At 70.9% G+C, this 19,112-nt stretch carries 15 protein-coding genes; 8 read left to right on the forward strand and 7 right to left on the reverse strand.

Features of this window, described 5'->3' with window-relative positions:
- Positions 1 to 75 precede the first annotated feature (75 nt).
- Positions 76 to 1,779, reverse strand: a complete 1,704-nt coding sequence (locus tag ACFVXK_RS09870; protein WP_389610997.1) for a carbohydrate-binding module family 20 domain-containing protein — start codon at positions 1,777 to 1,779, stop codon at positions 76 to 78.
- 235 nt (positions 1,780 to 2,014) lie between these two features.
- Between ACFVXK_RS09870 and ACFVXK_RS09875 the strand changes: the two genes are divergently transcribed.
- Positions 2,015 to 2,449, forward strand: a complete 435-nt coding sequence (locus ACFVXK_RS09875; RefSeq protein ID WP_389610998.1) for a hypothetical protein — start codon at positions 2,015 to 2,017, stop codon at positions 2,447 to 2,449.
- A 127-nt stretch (positions 2,450 to 2,576) separates the two neighbouring features.
- Positions 2,577 to 3,857: an RNA-guided endonuclease InsQ/TnpB family protein gene (locus tag ACFVXK_RS09880; protein WP_389610999.1), complete on the forward strand. Its 1,281-nt coding sequence runs from the start codon at positions 2,577 to 2,579 to the stop codon at positions 3,855 to 3,857.
- Positions 3,858 to 4,126: 269 nt separating this feature from the next.
- On the opposite strand, the gene ACFVXK_RS09885 is transcribed toward ACFVXK_RS09880, so the two are convergent.
- A complete protein-coding gene (locus tag ACFVXK_RS09885) occupies positions 4,127 to 5,689 on the reverse strand; it encodes a M4 family metallopeptidase (protein ID WP_389611000.1) in 1,563 nt (520 codons plus the stop codon).
- A gap of 222 nt (positions 5,690 to 5,911) precedes the next feature.
- Here ACFVXK_RS09885 and ACFVXK_RS09890 point away from each other — a divergent pair, with 222 nt between their 5' ends.
- The 3 genes from ACFVXK_RS09890 to ACFVXK_RS09900 all read left to right on the forward strand — a co-directional run bounded on the left by ACFVXK_RS09890 (position 5,912) and on the right by ACFVXK_RS09900 (position 8,761).
- Positions 5,912 to 6,937, forward strand: a complete 1,026-nt coding sequence (locus tag ACFVXK_RS09890; RefSeq protein WP_389611001.1) for an XRE family transcriptional regulator — start codon at positions 5,912 to 5,914, stop codon at positions 6,935 to 6,937.
- 105 nt (positions 6,938 to 7,042) lie between these two features.
- A complete protein-coding gene (locus ACFVXK_RS09895; RefSeq protein WP_389611002.1) occupies positions 7,043 to 8,227 on the forward strand; it encodes a helix-turn-helix domain-containing protein in 1,185 nt (394 codons plus the stop codon).
- A gap of 276 nt (positions 8,228 to 8,503) precedes the next feature.
- The gene (locus ACFVXK_RS09900; protein WP_389611003.1) at positions 8,504 to 8,761 is read left to right on the forward strand and encodes a hypothetical protein; all 258 of its coding nucleotides are present in this window, start codon (positions 8,504 to 8,506) and stop codon (positions 8,759 to 8,761) included.
- 434 nt (positions 8,762 to 9,195) lie between these two features.
- Here ACFVXK_RS09900 and ACFVXK_RS09905 read toward each other — a convergent pair whose 3' ends face one another.
- Genes ACFVXK_RS09905 through ACFVXK_RS09925 form a run of 5 tightly spaced genes read right to left on the reverse strand, consistent with a single transcriptional unit; the run spans position 9,196 to position 15,040 of the window.
- Positions 9,196 to 10,203 carry a LacI family DNA-binding transcriptional regulator gene (locus ACFVXK_RS09905; protein WP_389611004.1) on the reverse strand — a complete coding sequence of 336 codons (1,008 nt, stop codon included), beginning with the start codon at positions 10,201 to 10,203 and terminating at the stop codon, positions 9,196 to 9,198.
- Positions 10,191 to 11,786, reverse strand: a complete 1,596-nt coding sequence (locus ACFVXK_RS09910) for a glycoside hydrolase family 13 protein (protein ID WP_389611005.1) — start codon at positions 11,784 to 11,786, stop codon at positions 10,191 to 10,193. The genes ACFVXK_RS09905 and ACFVXK_RS09910 overlap by 13 nt, the downstream gene beginning before the upstream one ends.
- Positions 11,787 to 11,838: 52 nt before the next feature.
- Positions 11,839 to 12,711 carry a sugar ABC transporter permease gene (locus tag ACFVXK_RS09915; RefSeq protein WP_389611006.1) on the reverse strand — a complete coding sequence of 291 codons (873 nt, stop codon included), beginning with the start codon at positions 12,709 to 12,711 and terminating at the stop codon, positions 11,839 to 11,841.
- On the reverse strand, positions 12,708 to 13,757 hold the full coding sequence (locus ACFVXK_RS09920) for a carbohydrate ABC transporter permease (RefSeq protein ID WP_389611007.1): 1,050 nt from the start codon (positions 13,755 to 13,757) through the stop codon (positions 12,708 to 12,710). Before ACFVXK_RS09920 ends, ACFVXK_RS09915 begins: the two co-directional genes overlap by 4 nt.
- An 8-nt stretch (positions 13,758 to 13,765) precedes the next feature.
- A complete protein-coding gene (locus tag ACFVXK_RS09925) occupies positions 13,766 to 15,040 on the reverse strand; it encodes an extracellular solute-binding protein (RefSeq protein ID WP_389611008.1) in 1,275 nt (424 codons plus the stop codon).
- A gap of 222 nt (positions 15,041 to 15,262) precedes the next feature.
- Here ACFVXK_RS09925 and ACFVXK_RS09930 point away from each other — a divergent pair, with 222 nt between their 5' ends.
- The 3 genes from ACFVXK_RS09930 to ACFVXK_RS09940 all read left to right on the forward strand — a co-directional run bounded on the left by ACFVXK_RS09930 (position 15,263) and on the right by ACFVXK_RS09940 (position 19,098).
- Positions 15,263 to 17,014 carry a glycoside hydrolase family 13 protein gene (locus ACFVXK_RS09930; protein ID WP_389611009.1) on the forward strand — a complete coding sequence of 584 codons (1,752 nt, stop codon included), beginning with the start codon at positions 15,263 to 15,265 and terminating at the stop codon, positions 17,012 to 17,014.
- Positions 17,015 to 17,040: 26 nt separating this feature from the next.
- Entirely contained in the window at positions 17,041 to 18,078 is a 1,038-nt protein-coding gene (locus ACFVXK_RS09935; RefSeq protein WP_389611010.1) for a LacI family DNA-binding transcriptional regulator, read from the forward strand.
- A 102-nt stretch (positions 18,079 to 18,180) separates the two neighbouring features.
- Positions 18,181 to 19,098 carry a phosphatase PAP2 family protein gene (locus ACFVXK_RS09940; protein WP_389611011.1) on the forward strand — a complete coding sequence of 306 codons (918 nt, stop codon included), beginning with the start codon at positions 18,181 to 18,183 and terminating at the stop codon, positions 19,096 to 19,098.
- Positions 19,099 to 19,112 lie beyond the last annotated feature (14 nt).

The raw sequence follows: 19,112 nt of genomic DNA on the forward strand, positions 1-19,112 counted from the left end.
CTCCTCGGGGAGGTGAGGGCCGCCCGGCGCGGCAGGGTCAGGGGTGCCGGGCGGCCCTGGTCGGAGGGCGCGGGGTCAGTTGCGCCAGGTGTCGGTCAGGGTGACCTTGCCGTTGGCCGGGACGGTGGCGGCGCGGTTGGCCCCGCTCTCCCAGGTGACGGTGCCGGAGGCGTCCTTGCGGACGTACTTGTAGGAGAAGGCGGTCCCGGCGGGGAGGGTGACGTCCAGCTTCCACACGGGGTAGGCGGCGGGGTCGAGCTTGAGGGCGGCGCCGGTGTTCCAGCCGCCGAGCTCCGCGCGGTCGCCGGTGACGTAGACGTCCTGGCCGGGGACGGTGGTGGCGTTGACGGCGAAGGAGGCCCCGGCGGGGGCGGAGGGGCTCCCGGTGCAGGTGCGGGCGCCGGTGTGCAGGGCGAGGGCGGTCTGAGGGGCGAGCGTGGCGGTGAACCGGCCGCCGGAGTCGACGGTCACGGCACGACCGCTCTGCACGTCGCAGTAGTTCCCGGCGGGCAGCGAGGTCTGGAAGGTCCTGGTCAGGGTGCCGGATTCGTGGTTGAGGGCCACGTACGCCTTGGTCCCGCGTCCGAAGGCGATCTGGTTGCCGCCGTTGTCCCACCAGTCGGTGACGCCCTGGCCCCGGGCGGTGTTGCGGAACGCCACCATGGAGGAGATCTCGGGCCAGGCGTGCTGGCACTTCCATCCGTCGGCGTAACAGGCGTTGACGGTGCCTCCGTTGGGCGGTCCCGCATCCTTGTCGGTCCACTCGTAGCCGGAGTGGACGTCGGGTGAGCCGTAGGGCCAGGCCAGCATGAAGACGGAGGCGAGGGTGTAGTTCGCGCCGTCCTTGTAGGTGAGGGTGTCGCCGACGCGCTCGGTGTCGTGGTTGTCGACGAAGACTCCGGCCTGGCCGGAGGGCATGTACCCCCACCCCTCGCCGAAGTTCTTCAGGTAGGCGAGCTTCTCCCCCTGGAACACCCGCTTCAGGTCGCGGGCGTACCGGAACTCCTGCACGTCCCCGTTGCCGAGGTACTCGCTGGGCTGCACGGCCTCACCGGCCCCGTATATCGCCTCCTGCTTCCAGTAGGCGTTCGGATCGGCGAGCCGGGACTTGATGTTCGCCAGGTCGGCGGCCGGCATGTGCTTGGCGGCGTCGATCCGGAAGCCGTCGACGCCCAGGGAGAGCAGGTCGTTGAGGTAGGCGGCGATCCGGCCGCGTACGTACTCCTCGCCGGTGTCGAGGTCGGCGAGCTGGACGAGCTCGCAGTTCTGGACGTTCGCCCGGTCCTGGTAGTTGGAGACGGTCGCCCGGCAGTCGTCCATGTCGGCGCCGGAGTAGACGCCCGGGTAGTCGTACTTCGTGTACGGGGACCCGCCGGTGCCGACTCCGTCACCGGCGGCCATGTGGTTGACGACGGAGTCGGCGACGACCTTGACCCCGGCGGTGTGGCAGGTGTCGACCATCCGCTTGAAGGCGGCCCGGTCCCCGAGCCGCCCGGCGATCTTGTAGCTGACGGGCTGGTACGAGGTCCACCACTGGGGCCCCTGGATGTGCTCCTGCGGCGGCGAGACCTGGACGTACCCGTACCCGGCGGGCCCGAGGCTGTCGGTGCACGCCTTGGCGACGGAGTCGAACCGCCACTCGAAGAGCACGGCGGTGACGTCCCGCTCCCCGGGCGGCGCGGCCTGCGCCTGCGGCGCCTGCACGGTGAGGGAGGCGGCGGCGAGCGCGACCACCGCGAGCCCGGCTCTGCCGGCGCGCGCGGATACGGATCTGGCCATGGGGGGGACCTCCTGGCGGGAAGGTGTGGGGGGTTGCACGCGACCGTAGGGGGAGGCCAGGAGTGTTGCAAGACTTTGCGCAAGAGATTGCAGAATTGTTTCCGACATACCTGCCCAAGCCGAACACCCGAGCGCGCGCAGTGCCGTTTTTGCAGGTGAACCCGACGGTCCAGGCGGCCTAGCCGACGGCCCGGCCACCGCCCCCGGCCATCCCGTTCCCGCTACACCCCGTGAGGTGATCAGACACCTGATGGCACGCGGCCTGCCCGCCCTCGCCCTCGCCGCCCTCCCCGCCCTCGCCCCCACCCCGGCCCACGGCGCGGCCGCTCCCCCGGCGGCCGCCGCCCCGTCCCTCCACCGCCGGGTCTTCCCCGAGCCCCCGCCGGCCGACATCGTCCGCGCCGAGGTCGACCGGCTCACGGTCGAGGTCCCGCATTCGATGGCGGGCTACAGCCGGGCGATGTTCCCGCACTGGGCCAAGCAGTACGGGGAGTGCGACACCCGCGAGGTCGTCCTCTCCCGCGACGGACGGGAGGTGACCCAGGACTCGGCCTGCCGCACCGGCACCGGCACCGGCACCTGGTACAGCGAGTACGACGACACGACCGTCTCAAAGTCGGCGCAGCCCAACCGCGTGATCCTTCGATGCGGGTCGGTATGGCGCCAGTGAACACCTTCCGCCTGCACTTGGTGACGAAACCAAATGAACGTGCAGGTTGTGGACACATGGCGACCGCTTCTGACATCGGGATACGAGTTCCAGCGCGGTGACATGAACCAACGCTAGGCTTTCGATTGTGAGTCAAGACAGCCTGGTCAAGCGGCAGTTCGGGCACCGTGCCCGGCTTGCCCTGTCACCTACCCAAGTGGTCAAGACCGCTGACCAGGCACACGCGGCCCGCACCCTGTGGAACCTGCTGCACGCCTGGTGGCAGATAATGCCGAAGGAAAGGCGAACTCTCGCACACGCTGACGCCGCAATCCGGCAGGCCCGCCAGGACATCGACTTCCTGGCAGTCCTTCCTGCCCAGGCCGCACAAGCGGTACTCAAGACCTACTTCCAGGCGTGGAAGAACTGCTGGGACGGCCGCGCCGCCGCCCCGAACTTCAAGGGCCGCCTGCGCACGGTGATGTCCGTGGACATCCCGCAGGGCCGCGACCTGAACATCACCCGCGCGCACCGCCGCTGGGGGCAGGTCAACATTCCCAAGGTGGGCCGTGTCCGGTTCCGGTGGACCAAGGACCTGCCCGTGGGAAAGCAGGCAAACGCAACGAATCGGATCACCGGGGCCCGGCTGATCAAGGACGCGCTCGGCTGGCACATCGCCTTCCGCATCCACACCCTTCAGCGCAAGTCCAAACCCCACCAGGGGCCGGACATCGGCATCGACGTGGGCGTCACCGTACCCATCGCCCTCTCGGATGGCGAAACGTACGAGCACGGCGAATGGCTGACTGACAAGGAGAGGGCCAAGCTCCTGCACCTGGAGCAGCGCGCCGCGCAGCGCAAGCGCCACCGCAAGCCCGGCGAGCCCACCAGCCGTCGGCTGCACCGCATCTACGACCAGATCGCAGGACTCCGCGCGAAAGCCAAGCGCCGCGCCCTGGACTGGCAGCACCAGACGACCACCACCATCGCCCGCACATACGGCACGATCGTGGTCGAAGCACTCACCATCACGAACATGGTCAAGTCCGCCAGGGGAACCATCGAAGTGCCGGGCACGAACGTCGCCCAGAAGGCTGGGCTGAACCGCTCCATCAGCGGGGAGGCGTGGGGACGGACGATCACCATGCTGGCGTACAAGACCGTCCAGCACGGCGGCACGTTGGTCAAGGTCCCCGCCCCCGGCACCTCCTTGCGCTGCTCCGCCTGTGGCCGCACCACTCCCGGCAGCCGGGAGTCCCAGGCTGTGTTCGTCTGCAAGAACCCGGACTGCGGCTGGTCGGGCAACGCCGACCACAACGCAGCGCTGAACGTCTTGCACCTCTACCGGATGGGCCTCGCGCTCATCCCGGCTGCCGGAAGGGCAGTCGTCAGGCGCACCAAACGCGTCAAGCCAGCTGCCGCAAGGTAAGCAGGAATCTCCCGGCTGCAGCCAGGAGAGCACTTCAATGGTGCACGTACTCCAGAGACCGGACGCACATCAAGAGCCTCTACAAGTTGAGCATCACAGCGTCGTAGAAGGCCAAGCTCATCGAGAGCCTGAACACCTGCAACTGACACTGCCGCCCGACGAGCCGCCCGGCGTCCGGCGGCCCGTCCGGGGTCGATGCCGTGCTCCTACGCAAAAAGGTGGGGGTGCGGTTCGCCGCACCCCCTCCCCCACACCCGTTCAGCGATGCGCTACTTGACGTTCACGGCCTTCCAGGCGGCCGCCACCTGCTGGTACTCCACGCCCGTCGAGCCGTACAGGTCGGCCGTCGCCTTGAGGGTCGCCGTACGGGCGCCCGCGTAGTCGGTGGTCGAGGTCATGTAGGTCGAGAGGGCCTTGTACCAGATCTTGTACGCCTTGGTCCGGCCGATGCCCGCGACGGTGGAGCCGTCGTACGTGGGCGAGTTGTACGCCACACCGTTCACGGTCTTCGCCCCGCTGCCCTCGGACAGCAGGTAGAAGAAGTGGTTGGCGACACCCGACGAGTTGTGCACGTCGAGCCGGCCCACGGTCTTGGACCAGTAGTCGGCGGAGGCGCCGTCCTTGCTCGGCTTGTCCATGTAGCGCAGCGGCTTGCCGTCGCCCCGGATGTCGATCTTCTCGCCGATCAGGTAGTCGCCCGGGTCGGAGGGGTTGTTGGCGAAGAACTCCACCGAGGTCCCGAAGATGTCACTGGTGGCCTCGTTGAGCCCACCGGACTCGCGGCTGTAGTTGAGCTTGGCGGTGGCGGCCGTGAGACCGTGGCTCATCTCGTGACCGGCCACGTCCAGCGCGGTCAGCGGCTTCTGGTTGTTCTGGCCGTCGCCGTAGGTCATGCAGAAGCAGCTGTCGTCCCAGAACGCGTTGACATACGCATTGCCGTAGTGGACGCGGGAGTAGGCGGCCTTGCCGTCACCGGCGATGCCGTTGCGGCCGAGCTCCGACTTGTAGAAGTCCCAGGTCACGGCCGCGCCGTAGTGCGCGTCGACCGCCGCCGTCTGGCGGTTGGACGGGGTGCCGTCGCCCCACTTGTCGTCGGCGTCGGTGAACAGCGTCCCCGTACCGGAGGACGTGCCGCCGTTCAGGTCATACGTCTTGTGACCACCGCGCGCGGTGTCGGTGAGGCTGTACACCGAACCGCTCGGCGCGGTGCCGAGGGTGACGGAACCGGAGTACTCACTGGTCCCGACACCAGTGTCGATGGCCTCGTACGAGTACAGCTCGGCACCGGTCGCGGCATCCGTCACGACGTGCCGCTCGCTCGGGGTCCCGTCGGCCTGCGTACCCCTGACGACGGCCTCGTAGGCGAAGACCGGCTTGCCGGTCGCGGCCCACACGACCTGCCGCGCACCGGCGGGCGCCCGCAGGCTCGAACGCGCCCCGGCCGGGGCTATCTTCGCCTCGACGGCCTTGTCGGTCTTTCGGCTGCCGTCCTTCTTCTGGTGGACGACGAGGTCACCGCCGAGGACGGGCAGCCCGGCGTAGGTGCGCTCGTAGCGGGTGTGGACCGTGCCGTCGGCGTCCTTGACGACGTCACGGGCCACGAGGGCCTCGTCGCCGCCCAGCCCGATGGCACGGGCGGTACCGGCGGCCGCGTTCTGCGCCTCACCGATCGCCTGGGCACGCGCCCCGGAGGACAGCGTGAGCGCGGTGGCCCCGGCCTCCCGCTCTGCGGACGCACTGGCGGAACCGGTCTGGACGGCGATGGCGACCATGGCCGCGGAGGCGACGATCGCGGCGGCGCGCATCGTGCGGGGGGTGCGGAATGAGGACATGGGGAAGGTCACTCCTTGATAGCCGTGGGGGGACTGGCTGAGAGAGTGCCAGGAGATTGGCCGAAGTGACAGGTACGCAACAAGGATTTGACCTGCCGTTGTCCGTTGAGCGACCCCGAAGCACCGCTCAACGAACGAAAACCCCCCATTCCGGTTGCGCCGCAAGGCAGTTACCCGAGCACCACCTGCCGGTGCCGAGCCATAAGGAAGGGGCGATCCCGCATGCCGCACGAACCAACCCCTGACCCGCACTCAGATCCACCCCTCCACCCGGCGCTCCTCACGGGCCCGCCCCACCCCCGGCTCGCCGAGGTACGCCAGGCCCTCGACTCCCTGAACCCCGGCCACGAGGCACCCCCGGCCGCCCATCTCACCGCCCGCCTGACCCGCGCCTGGACGGTCCGCCACGCGTCCCCCGACCACCGCGAGGTCGTGGGCGCCTTGCTCCCCGGCCTGATCCGGGACGCACAAGCCTCCGCCCTCCAGGCGAGGACGGCCGCCACCCGTAGGACGGCCCAGTCCCTGCTGGCAGAGGCCTACTTCCTGGCCCAGTTCTTCTGCGCGTACCAACCCGACGCCCCCCTGGTCTGGCGGGTGGCCGAACGCGGCATGACGGCAGCCCAGGACTCCGAGGACCCCCACGCCATCGGCCTCGCGGCCTGGCTCACCACCCAGGCCCACCGCGACAGCGCCCACTACGAGGCCGCTGACGCCGTGACCCACGAAACCCTCCGCTACCTCACCCCCCTCCTGCCCGACGCCACCAAGGACGTACGGGCCGTGGCCGGCGCACTCACCGTCGAGGCGGGCCTCACGGCGGCCCGGCGCGGCGAGACCGGCACCGCATGGCACCACTGGGACCAGGCCCGCCTCCTGGCGGAAACCCTCCCCCGCACCTACTTCCACCCGGTCACGAGCTTCTCCCGGGCGGTCATCGCCGCCCACGCGGTCACGGTGGCGGTGGAACTCCACGCGGGCGGCGAATCCGTCCGCCAGTCCGCCCGCGCCGAATCGGAAACCATCCCCTCCCGCCCCCGCCACCGCATCGAACAGGCCCGCGCCTACCACCTGGACGCCCAACCCGACGTAGCCCTGGCCACCCTGGCCCAGGCACACGCAACGGCCCCCGACACCGTCCGCTACAACGGCTACGCCCGCAGGATCATCCTGGAGGAAGCAGAAGCCAAGTCCCCCTCCCGCCGCCGCCGAGCCTCCGACCTGGCAGCCCGCCTGGGTCTTGTCTCCTGACTCACAGGGCACCCCAACACCACCTGCGCTACCCCTTCCTGACCCGAAAGGAGAACGTCACACCCGGCTACTGTTTCCGGTGTCGAGTCAGAACGGAGCAACAGCATGCACGCTCTCCCGCACGACCACACCGGCGCCCGCATCAAGCGCCTCCGCCTGCAGCACGGCCTCACCCAGAAGGCCCTCTCCGATCTCTCCCAAGTCCCCTACTCCACCCTGACGAAGGCGGAGCAGGGTGTGAAGCCGGCCTCCCCGTACGTCATCGCCCAGGTGGCCCGCGCCCTCCGCGTCGACGTCGCCACGGTCCTCGGCCAGCCCTATACCGCCGAACTCCGCGAAGACCAACTGGACGTCCTCGTCCAGCCGATCCGCGAGGCCCTGGACGTCTACGACCTCGGCGCCGACCCGGAGATCAGCCCCCGGCCCCATCAACTCCTGACCGCCGACGCCGAATCGCTCCTCGTCGCCGTCCGCGCCGGGGAGATCAAGCAGGCAGCCGCAGCCGTTCCCGGCCTCATCCTGGAGGCCACCACTTCCGCCCACGCTGCACCCGGACACGAACGCTGGCTCCTGCTGGCCAGCACCTACCGGACCGCCTACGACATCGCGACCAAGCTGGGCTACGGCGACCTGGCGACCATCGCGCTGGCCCGCATGGACTGGGCCGCCGAACGCGCCTCCAGCGCCGCCCTCGGCGGCATCTACCGCTACATGCGCGCCCTCACCTACCTCCGCGACGGCCAGTACCGCACGGGCCAGCGCCTCACCGCCCTCGGCCTGAGCCTGCTGGAGCAGGCCGACCCCGGCCAGGAGCGGGAGGTCGTCACCGGCCAGCTGCACCTCGGCGCGTCGGTCATGGCCGGCCGCTCGAAGGACCGGGCGACCGCCGAGACCCACCTGTCCGAGGCCGAACGGATCGCCGCCCACACAGGGGAAGCACCCACCGTGCACTACCTGTCCTTCGGCCCCACGAACGTGAAGGTCCACCGGGTGAGCGTCCTGGCCGAGCTGGACGAGTACGGGGAGGCCGCGCGCACCGGACGCGGCGTCGAGATCCCGCAGGACTGGCCCAAGTCGAGAAAGGCCCACCACTACGCGGAGCTCGCGCGGGCGCACCTGTGGACCGGCGACCTGGACACGTCGTTCGACCACCTCCTCCGCGCCCGGAAGGCCGCCCCGCAGCAGGCCCGCTACCACCAGACGGTGAGAGACACCTACACCGGCCTGGAAGCCGCCCGCCGCCAGCTGCCCGACAACTTCCTCTCCTACGGCACTTGGCTCGGCGTCTGACAGCACCCCGTAAGGCCCTGGCCCCGACTATCACCAACGCGTGTCAGTCGGGGCCTTCCCGCACCCCCACCCTGGTCACCTCATCCGCTGACAACGGCAGGGAGTGGCCTGTGACCAGCCACGTCGCACACAGCTGTGCCCCCGAGGCACTCCACCCCGGAACCTCGGACAACCCGCCGACCCGTGTGACGGTCATAGACACAGCCGGCACCGACCTGCTCACCCGAGCCCACCCCGGCTGGCGGCGATTCCTCGACGTCTTCGAGGGAGCGCCGGATGAGTGAGCAGTACGAGTACGTCCCGCACCGCCTCCTCCGCCGCCGGGTCCGTGACATCGCCTCCGGTGTGGAGGGTGTGCTGATGGCCGTGATCAACGAGAACGTCTCGGACGACATCGACTACGAGCACTGGACGGAACTGGCGTACATCCGCAACGCCTCGGGCCGCGAGTTCACGACCGCCGTCGCGAACGTCCAGCCCGCCTATGACCATCCCCGGACGGCCGGCAGCCGCCGAGACGGGAGAAGCGCGTAGCGATCTGACGCGGACGTCGGCCCCGCTTGCGGCTGATGGGGGCCGCATGCCGGTCTGCCGGCCCCCGACCGCCCGGCTCATCGCTGAGGGAGCCGCATGCCTGCCGTACGTCCGTCCCGTTCCTTTGGGGGTTTCCCGACAGTCCTTGTCTTTCCGGGGCGGGTCGGGCTGTCAAGGGTGGCCGCAGGCCATCGCGAAGCGACGCGACGAAGGAGCGCCCTTGACAGGCCGGCCCGAACCGGAAGGACAGTGGGACTGACGGGAAACCCCCAAGACATCCCTGAGGCCGCCCCGCCGAAACCCGGCCCCCCACCCACCGGCCCGCACCCGGGGAGGCGGGTGGGCAAACACCGCTCAGCCCCTGCCCGTCGAGGGGGAGATGGCGGGCCCGCGCCGCGAGGGCGCGTGACAACGGGCCCGCACCGCGAGCCCCCCTACCCCGGCCCCGTGGACCCCCGGACCACCAGCTCCGGCTGGAACACGTACTCCGTCCGCTGGACCGGCGTCCCCGCCACCGCCTCCAGCAGCGCCCCCACCGCCGCCGTGGCCATCGCGCGGACCGGCTGGCGGACCGTCGTCAGCGGCGGGTCGGTGAAGGCGATCAGCGGGGAGTCGTCGAACCCCACCACCGAGACGTCCTCCGGCACCCGCAGCCCCCGCTCCCGGGCGGCCCGTACGACGCCCAGCGCCATCATGTCGCTCGCGCACACCACGCCCGTGCACCCCCGCTCCAGCAGGGCGATGCCCGCCGCGTGGCCCCCTTCCACCGTGAACAGGGTGCGCTGGACCAGCCCTTCCGCATCCGCCCCCGGCCGGGCGGCCAGGAACCCCTGCTCCTTGCGCGCCGACGGCACGTACCGCGTGGGCCCGATGGCCAGCCCGATCCTGCGGTGCCCCAGCTCCTCCAGGTGCCGTACGGCCATCTCCGCAGCGGCCCGGTCGTCCGGGGAGACGAACGGGGCCTGGACGTGCTCGTTGAAGCCGTTGACCATCACGAACGGGACCCCGCGCGCCGCCAGCCGCTGGTACCGCGCCGGATCGGAGCTCGCATCGGCGTGCAGCCCGGACAGGAAGACGATCCCGGTGACCCCCCGTTCCTCCAGCTGCTCGACCAGTTCGTCCTCGGTCGCCCCGCCCGGCGTCTGCGTGCACAGCACGGGCGTATACCCGTGCCCGGCCAGGGCCTGCTCGATGACCTGCGCGAACGCCGGAAAGATCGGGTTGGTCAGCTCCGGGATGATCAACCCCACCAGCCCGTTGCTCCGCCGCTTCAGCCGCATGGGCCGCTCATAACCCAGCAGGTCCATGGCGGCCAGCACCCGGTGCCGGGTGCCGGCCGCCACGCCCGCCTTGCCGTTGAGCACACGGCTGACGGTCGCCTCGCTGACCTGGGCCTGCGAGGCGATGTCCGTCAGCCGCAACGGGGAACTCACCCCTGCCACCACACCGTGGTGTCGGCGGGCAGCACCGCGGGATCGGCCCCCAGCTCACCACTGGCCAGCAGCACGGAACCACCCACCCCCGCTATCCGCACGTCCTCCCCCGTGGTGTTGACGGTGCAGACGAACGCCCCCCGCCGGAACGAAAGAACCCCCTCGGGCCCCTCCAGCCACTCCACCGCGTCCCCCGCACCCAGATCCGCGTGCTCCCGCCGGATCCGCAGCGCCGCACGGTAGAGCTCCAGCGTCGACCCGGCGTCACCGGTCTGCGCCTCCACGCTCAGCGCGGCCCACTCCGCCGGCTGCGGCAGCCAGCTGCCGCCCTCCCCGAAGCCGTACGGGGCGGCGTCCCCCGACCACGGGATCGGCACCCGGCACCCGTCGCGCAGCCCGTCCTGCCCGTTCGCCTTGAAGAAGGACGGATCCTGGCGCACCTCGTCCGGCAGGTCGACGACCTCCGGCAGCCCGAGCTCCTCCCCCTGGTACACGTACGCCGACCCGGGCAGCGCCAGCATCAGCAGCACGGCCGCCCGCGCCCGCGCCAGGCTGCCGAACCGCGTCCGGTGCCGGACCACGTCGTGGTTGGACAGCACCCAGGTGGTCGGCGCCCCCACGGGCCGCATGGCGTCCAGCGACTCGTCGACGGCGGCCCGCAGCGCGGCGGCGTCCCACCCCGTCGTCAGGTAGTGGAAGTTGAACGCCTGGTGCAGCTCGTCGCTCCGCACGTACAGCGCGGTCCGGGCCACGCTCGGCGCCCACGCCTCCGCGACCCCGATCCGCTCGCCCGCGTACTCGTCGAGCACCTTGCGCCACGAGCGGTAGATCTCGTGGACCCCGTCCTGGTCGAAGAAGGGCAGCACCTGGTTCCCCAGCAGCTTGAGCTGCTCGTCCCGCCCCAGGTCGGGCAGACCGGCCGCCTTGACCAGCCCGTGCGCGACGTCGATCCGGAACCCGTCCACCCCCAGGTCCAGCCAGAACCTGAGCACGGACCGGAACTCGTCCTGGACCGCCGGGTGTTCCCAGTTGAAGTCGGGCTGCTCGGGCGCGAAGAGGTGCAGGTACCACTCCCCGTCCTCGGCCCGCGTCCACGCCGGCCCGCCGAAGATGGACTCCCAGTCGTTCGGCGGCCGCTCGCCCGACTCGCCCTTCCCCGGGCGGAAGTGGAAGCGCTCGCGCAGCGGGGTCCCGGGGCCCTCCCGCAGTGCCTGCTTGAACCATTCGTGCTGGTCGGAGCAGTGGTTGGGGACGAGGTCGACGATGATGCGCAGGCCCAGCCGATGGGCCTCGCGGATGACGGCGTCGGCGTCGTGCAGGGTGCCGAACATCGGGTCGATGGCCCGGTAGTCGGCCACGTCGTAGCCGGCGTCGGCCTGCGGGGAGGCGTAGAAGGGGCTCAGCCAGACGGCGTCGACGCCGAGCTCCTTGAGGTAGGGCAGTCTGCCGCGGATGCCCGCCAGGTCCCCCATGCCGTCCCCGTTGGAGTCGGCGAAGCTGCGCGGATAGACCTGGTAGATCACCGCGTCTCTCCACCAGCCGGACCGGGTCCCGGTCGGGGTGGGGAGAGCGTCGGCGAGGTGCTGGGTCATGGTGTCCTTGGAGAGATCGGGCCGGTGCGACACGGTGCGGAGCGCGGGGTGGTCACCCCTTGGTGGCGCCCGCCGTCATGCCGGCGACGAGGTGACGCTGGGCGAACAGGAAGAAGACGGCCGCCGGGATGGCGATCAGCACGGAAGCCGCGCTCATCGCACCCCAGTTGGACGTGTACTGCGTGACGAAGGTCTGCAGCCCGCCCGCGAGGGTGAGGTTCTCCTCGCCGACCATGAAGGCCGACGCGTACGCGACCTCGCCCCACGCGGTGATGAAGGCGTAGAAGCCGGTGACGGCGAGGCCGGGCTTGGCGAGCGGGAGGATCAGGCGCCAGAAGGTGCCGAAGGGGTTGAGCCCGTCGACCCGGCCGGATTCGTCGATCTCGACCGGGATGGTGTCGAAGAAGCCCTTCATCATCCACGCGCAGAACGGCACGGCGATGGTGAGGTACGTGATGATCAGGCCGAGCGGCTGGTTCAGCAGCCCGAACTCCCCCATCATGTTGTAGAGCGGGACGATGAGGATGGCCATCGGGAACATCTGCGTGATCAGCAGGGTCCACATCAGCGGCTTCATGCCGGGGAACCTGAACCGGCTGACGGCGTAGCCGGTGGTGGCGGCGATGAACACGCCGAGCACCGTCGTGACGCCCGCCACCAGCACGGAGTTCCCGAACCAGCTCATGAAGTGGCTGGACTCCAGCAGGTAGGAGTAGTTGTCCAGCGACGGCTCCTTGACGAAGTCCGTGCTGATCGCGTACTTCGCGGGCTTCAGCGAGGTCAGCAGGATCCACAGCACCGGGAAGACGGCGATCACGGACGCGGCGAGGAGCGTGGCGTGCAGCCCGAAGGAGGCGAGCGGCGACCGCGCACCGCGCGGCCGGACTCCCTTGGGCCTGGCTTCGGTCGTGGACACGGTGGTCACCACACCTCTCCCTGCTTGCGCAGCGAGCGCCGGTAGACCAGCGCGAAGATCATGAGCAGGCCGAGGATCAGCACGCCCCAGGTCGCGGAGCCGGCGAAGTCGCGCGGGCTGGCGATGAAGGCCTGGCGGAAGGCCTGGGTCACGAGGATCTCGGTGGAGTCGCCCGGGCCGCCCCGCGTGAGCAGGAAGATCACCGGGAACATGTTGAAGGTCCAGATGGTGGAGAGCAGGACCACCGTCATGCTGACGGCGCGCAGCCCGGGCAGGGTGATGTGCCGGAACCGCTGCCACGGCCCGGCGCCGTCCATCTCGGCGGCCTCGTACAGCTCGCCGGGGATCGACTGGAGCCCGCCGAGCAGGGCGACCATCATGAAGGGCACGCCGAGCCAGACGTTGACGGCGATGACGGAGAGCTTGGCCCAGGTCGGGTCGTCCAGCCACGGCACGGCGGAGATGCCCCCGCCGTCGAGGACCTTGTTGAGGATGCCGTTGTCGCGGTTGAAGAGGAACCGCCAGGCGAAGACGGAGACGAAGCCGGGCACGGCCCAGGGCAGGATCAGCGCCATCCGGTAGGCGGCGCGGCCCCGGAACCGCCGGTTGAGCATCGTGGCCAGGGCGAGGCCGAGGGCGAAGGTGACGCAGACGCAGACGACCGTCCACACCACCGTCCACACCAGCCGCTGCCAGAAGACGGGATCGCCGAGGACGGCCGCGTAGTTGTCGAGCCCGACGAACTCGTACGTGGCCTCGATGTGGCGCACGCCGATCGTCCGGGCGACGTTGCGCTCGCTGGCGTCGGTCAGCGACAGGTAGACGCCGCGGACGAGCGGCCAGCCGACGATGACGCCGAGGACGAGGACGACCGGGGCGACCATCGTCCAGGCGTACCAGTGCGTGGCGAGGGCGCGGCGGAACCCGCCGCGCGGGCTCGCGGCGGCGGGCGCGTCGCTCTTGGCGGTCGTACGGCCGGGGCCGGGGCCCCGGCCGGCGAGGGTCGTCTCGCCGGCCGCGGCCCCGGTCACCGACCGGCTGGTGTCAGCAGCCATCGTGCGTACTACTTCCAGCCCTTGAGGATCTTGCGGAACTCGACGCCGGCCGCCTTGGCCGCGTCCTCGGGGCTCGACGCCCCGGTGACGGCCTTGGTGTACTCGACCTTCAGCGGCTCGAAGAGGGAGCCGTTCTCCGGGATCCAGGCGCGCTGGACGGACTGGTCGACGGCCGGCTTGAAGAACTGGACCATCTCGCTGGCCTTGACGTCCGGCTGGTCGTAGGCGGCGGTGCGCGTCGGGAGCAGGCTCAGCTCCTTGGCGGACCGCACCTGGACGTCCTGGGAGGTCATGTACTCCACGAAGGCGTGCGCGGCGGCGGTGTTCTTGGAGCCGGCGTAGACGGCGAGGTCGTGGCCGCCCTGCGGGGCGCCGGCCTTGACGGAGCCGGCCGGGACGGGGGCGACGCCGAGGTTGGCCTTGTCCTTGAACTGGTCGCCGGCGTAGCTGTCCTCCACCGCCCAGGGGCCGTTGATCATCATCGCGACCTCCCCGGACTTGAAGGCGGTCTGCATGTTGGTCCAGCCGTCGGTGGCGTTGGTGACCGCGGCGCCGGAGGCCACCAGGTCGCGGGCGGCCTTGAAGGCCTTGACGCCGGCCGGGCCGTCGACGGTGACGGTCTTGTTCTTGGCGTCGACGAGGTCGCCGCCCTCGCCGTAGATGAAGGGCAGGAACCAGTAGGAGTCGTCGCCGCGCAGGTAGAGGCCGGTCTTGCCGGTCTTGGCCTTGATCGCGGCGGCGGCGGTCTTCAGCTCCTCCAGGTTCTTGGGGGGCTGGACGCCGGCGTCGGCGAGCATCTTCTTGTTGTAGAAGAGGCCGAGGGTGTCGATGACCTGCGGGACGGCGTACGTCTTGCCGTCGAACTTCCCGCTGGCGGCGGCCTGCGGCAGGAACTCGGCGTCGACCTTCTTGACCTGGTCGGCGGGGACCTCGTCGAGGTAGCCGAGGGAGGCGAAGTCGGCGACCCAGCCGACGTCGGCGCGGATCACGTCGGGGGCGTCGGCGCCGCTGCTGAAGGCGTTCTTGACCTTGTTCTGGGCGTCGCCGTAGGGCACGTTGACGTACTTGACGGTCACCTTCGGGTGCTGCGCGGTGAAGCCTTCGGCGATCTTCTGGAAGGTCGCCTTCTCGGCCTCGTTCGAGGTGTCCCACCAGGTCACGGTGCCGGACAGCTCGCCGCCGGCGTTCGTCCCACCACCGTTGTCCTTGGTGTCACCGCCGCAGGCCGTCGCCGCGAGCGCCAGGGTCGCGACCAGCGCGGTGGCCGCTATGCCACGCCGCATATGAACTCCTTCGATGATCCCGGCCGCGCCCTCGCGGTCCCGAGTTGCAGGGAACGTAACAAGACTGAAAGCCGACCGAAAGACCTTGCGGCAATTTTCTGCAAGCGGAGGGGATCGTTACATCCGTGTGTCCGTACGGTTGCCGCAGCTTGCTGTCAGTTCGAGGCGGCTTCGATTCCACAGGCCCGCAACCACGGGGCGTGTACGCGCGTTGACTGCGGTATGAACCACGAGTTGACGGCCCTCCCGCTTGCAAGAGCTTCCAGCAACCCGTCCGCGAGCGGCGGCTGGTGGCGCGATGCCGTCATCTACCAGGTGTACGTCCGCTCCTTCGCCGACAGCGACGGCGACGGCGTCGGGGACCTGCGCGGGGTGCGCGAGCGGCTGCCGCACCTGGCCCGGCTGGGGGTGGACGCGGTGTGGCTGACCCCCTTCTACGTGTCCCCGCAGGCGGACGGCGGGTACGACGTCGCCGACTACCGGGCCGTGGACCCCCTCTTCGGGGACCTCGCCGACGCCGACGACCTCGTCCGGGCCGCGCACGCGCTGGGGCTGCGGGTGATCGTGGACGTGGTGCCGAACCACACCTCCGAGCGGCACCCCTGGTTCCGGGAGGCCCTCGCCGGAGTGCCCGGCGCCCGGGAGCGGTACCTGTTCCGGCCGGGGCGCGGGGTGGACGGCTCGCTGCCGCCGAACGACTGGGAGTCCGTCTTCGGCGGTCCCGCCTGGACCCGGGTCGCGGACGGGGACTGGTACCTGCACCTGTTCGCCCCCGAGCAGCCCGACCTGGACTGGGAGCACCCGGAGGTGGCGGAGGAGTTCGCCTCGGTGCTGCGGTTCTGGCTGGACCTCGGGGTGGACGGGTTCCGGGTGGACGTGGCCCACGGCATGGTCAAGGCCCCGGGCCTGCCGGACATCGGCCGGGGCGCGCAGGCCACGCTGATCGGCACCGAGCCGCTCCCCTTCTTCGACCAGGACGGGGTGCACGCCATCCACCGCTCCTGGCGGCGCCTGCTCGACTCCTACGGGGGCGGGCGGATCGGGGTCGCGGAGGCGTGGGCGCCGACCTCGGAGCGGCTGGCCCTGTACGTACGCTCCGACGAGCTGCACCAGGCGTTCAACTTCCGCTTCCTGAACTGCCCGTGGGACCCGGCGGCGATGCGGACGGTCATCGACGAGTCCCTGGCGGCGACCTCGGCGGTGGGGGCACCGACGACGTGGGTGCTGTCCAACCACGACGTCGTACGCCATGTGACCCGGTACGGAGGCGGGGCGCAGGGGCTGGCCCGGGCGCGGGCGGCGGCGCTGCTGATGCTGGCGCTGCCGGGGTCGGCGTACGTCTACCAGGGCGAGGAACTCGGCCTCCCGGAGGTCACCGACCTCCCGGCGGAGTCCCGCAAGGACCCGGCCTTCCGCCGCCGGTCCCCCGCGGGGGGCTGTCAGGGGGCCGACGGGCCCGGAACCGGTGGGCAGGCCGGGCCGGCGGGGGCCGACGGGCAGGAGGGGCTGCGGGACGGGTGCCGGGTGCCCATCCCGTGGTCCGGGCACGAGGCCCCGTACGGGTTCGGCAGCGGCGGGAGCTGGCTGCCGCAGCCCGAGGGATGGGGCGGGCTCAGCGTCGCCGCGCAGACGGGCGACCCGCACTCCACCCTGGAGCTCTACCGCGCCGCCCTGGAGCTCCGCCGGGCGATGCCGGGCCTCGGCGCCGTCGAGGCGGGGCAGGGCGGGCCGGCCGACGAGTGGCCCGGCGCCGGGGCCGGGCCCGCCGTGTACGCGCGGGGCATGCGCTGGCGTCCGTCCCCCGAGGGGGTCCTCCTGTTCACCCGGCCCGGCTTCGCCTGCACCGTCAACACCCGCCCCACCGCCGTCGAGCTGCCCTCGCCCGGCCGCCCCGTGCTGTCCAGCGCCCCCGTGGAGACCGACGGGCGCACGGTCCGGCTTCCCCCCGATTCCTGCACGTGGTGGGCTTTCTGAGCCCCGTACCGGTACAGTCCGATCCCGTGACCGCACGGCTTGCCGACATCGCAGCCCAGGCGGGGGTCAGCGAAGCCACAGTCAGCCGCGTGCTCAACGGCAAGCCCGGTGTGGCCGCAGGCACCCGCGAGTCCGTGCTGGCCGCGCTCGACGTGCTCGGCTACGAGCGGCCCGTACGGCTGCGGCAGCGCAGCGCCGGCCTGGTCGGCCTGATAACCCCCGAGCTGGACAACCCCATCTTCCCGGCGCTCGCGCAGGTCATCGGGCAGGCGCTGACCCGGCAGGGGTACACGCCCGTGCTGGCCACGCAGACGCCCGGCGGGTCCACGGAGGACGAGCTGACCGAGATGCTGGTGGACCGGGGCGTCTCCGGGATCATCTTCGTCTCCGGGCTGCACGCCGACACCACCGCCGACATGGGCCGCTACGAGCAGCTGCGCGGCCAGGGCGTCCCGTACGTCCTGATCAACGGCTTCTCCGACAAGGTGCGGGCCCCCTTCGTCTCCCCCGACGACCGGGCCGCGATGCACCTGGCGGTGACCCACCTGACGGCCCTCGGGCACAGCCGGATCGGCCTCGCGGTCGGCCCGAAGCGGTTCGTTCCCGTGCTGCGCAAGATCGAGGGCTTCCGCCTCGCCGTGAAGGAGCGCCTCGGGCTCGACGAGGCCGAGGCGGAGGAGCTCATCCAGCACTCCCTCTACACCCTGGAGGGTGGCCAGGCGGCCGCGGCGGCGCTCATCGGGCGGGGCTGCACGGCCGTGGTCTGCGCCAGCGACATGATGGCGCTCGGCGCGATCCGGGCCGCGCGCCAGCAGGGGCTGCGGGTGCCGCAGGACGTCTCCGTGGTGGGCTTCGACGACTCCCCGCTCATAGCGTTCACGGATCCGCCGCTGACCACCATCCGCCAGCCCGTGCAGGCCATGGGGCAGGCGGCGGTGCGGACCCTGCTGGAGGAGATCGGCGGTACGCCGGCCCCGCACAGCGAGTTCGTGTTCCTGCCGGAGCTGGTGGTGCGCGGGTCCACGGCTTCCGGACCCGGCCAGCGGCGCGGCGGGGCAGGGTAGCGGACCTCCGGGACGGTGTCCTCCGCAGGGCGGAGCGCGGGCGCGGAAGACCGTCCGGAGGGATGATCGGAGGCGAGGACGCATCTGGCAGACTCTCTCCCCATGGGTGAAGCGAGCGTGAAGACACTGGAAACTCCCCCGGCCGCCGCCGGGGGCACCCCCAGCACGGACGTCTCGTCGCCCCCCGCGAAAGGGAGCGAGGGCCGCCCGGCAGCGGACTCCGGCCTCCTCGCCCGGCTCCGCGCTCCACGCCGGCCGCGCATCTGGTTCGAGGTCCTGCTGATCGCGATCAGCTACTGGACGTACTCGCTGATCCGCAACGCGGTCCCGGAGCAGAAGGCCGCCGCGCTCGCGAACGCCGACTGGATCTGGAGCGTCGAGCGGAGCCTCGGCATCGCGGTGGAGCACCACGTCAACCACGCCGTCAACTCGGTGACGTGGCTGGTGGTGGGCATGAACTACTACTACGCCACGCTGCACTTCATCGTGACCATCGGCGTGCTGGTGTGGATCTACCGCTTCCATCCGGGCCGTTACGCGGCCACCCGCCTCGTCCTCTTCGCGACGACGGGCGTGGCCCTGCTCGGCTACTTCTTCTTCCCGCTCGCGCCGCCCCGCCTCATGAACGGCGGCCGGTTCATCGACACCGTGCTGGTGCACCACACCTGGGGCTCGATGGCCTCGGGGAACCTCAAGCACATGTCGAACCAGTACGCGGCGATGCCGTCCATGCACATAGGGTGGTCGCTCTGGTGCGGCCTGACGATCTTCGCGGTCGCCTCGGCCCCCTGGGCCCGGATCCTGGGCCTCCTCTATCCGACGGCGACCCTGGTCGTCATCGTCTCCACGGCGAACCACTTCTGGCTGGACGCCCTGGGCGGCATGCTCTGCCTGGCCTTCGGCTACACGATCTCCCGCACCTGGTACGGCGCCCTCCCCCACCACCTCCCCCGCAGCCCCCTGGACACCACCCCCCACCCGGCAACGGCAGCCCTGCTGAACCGCTTCCGCCGGGGCTGACCTCGGCGGGCGGG

Origin of the sequence: Streptomyces sp. NPDC058157 (genome assembly GCF_042884105.1) — a bacterium.
Taxonomy (GTDB): domain Bacteria; phylum Actinomycetota; class Actinomycetes; order Streptomycetales; family Streptomycetaceae; genus Streptomyces.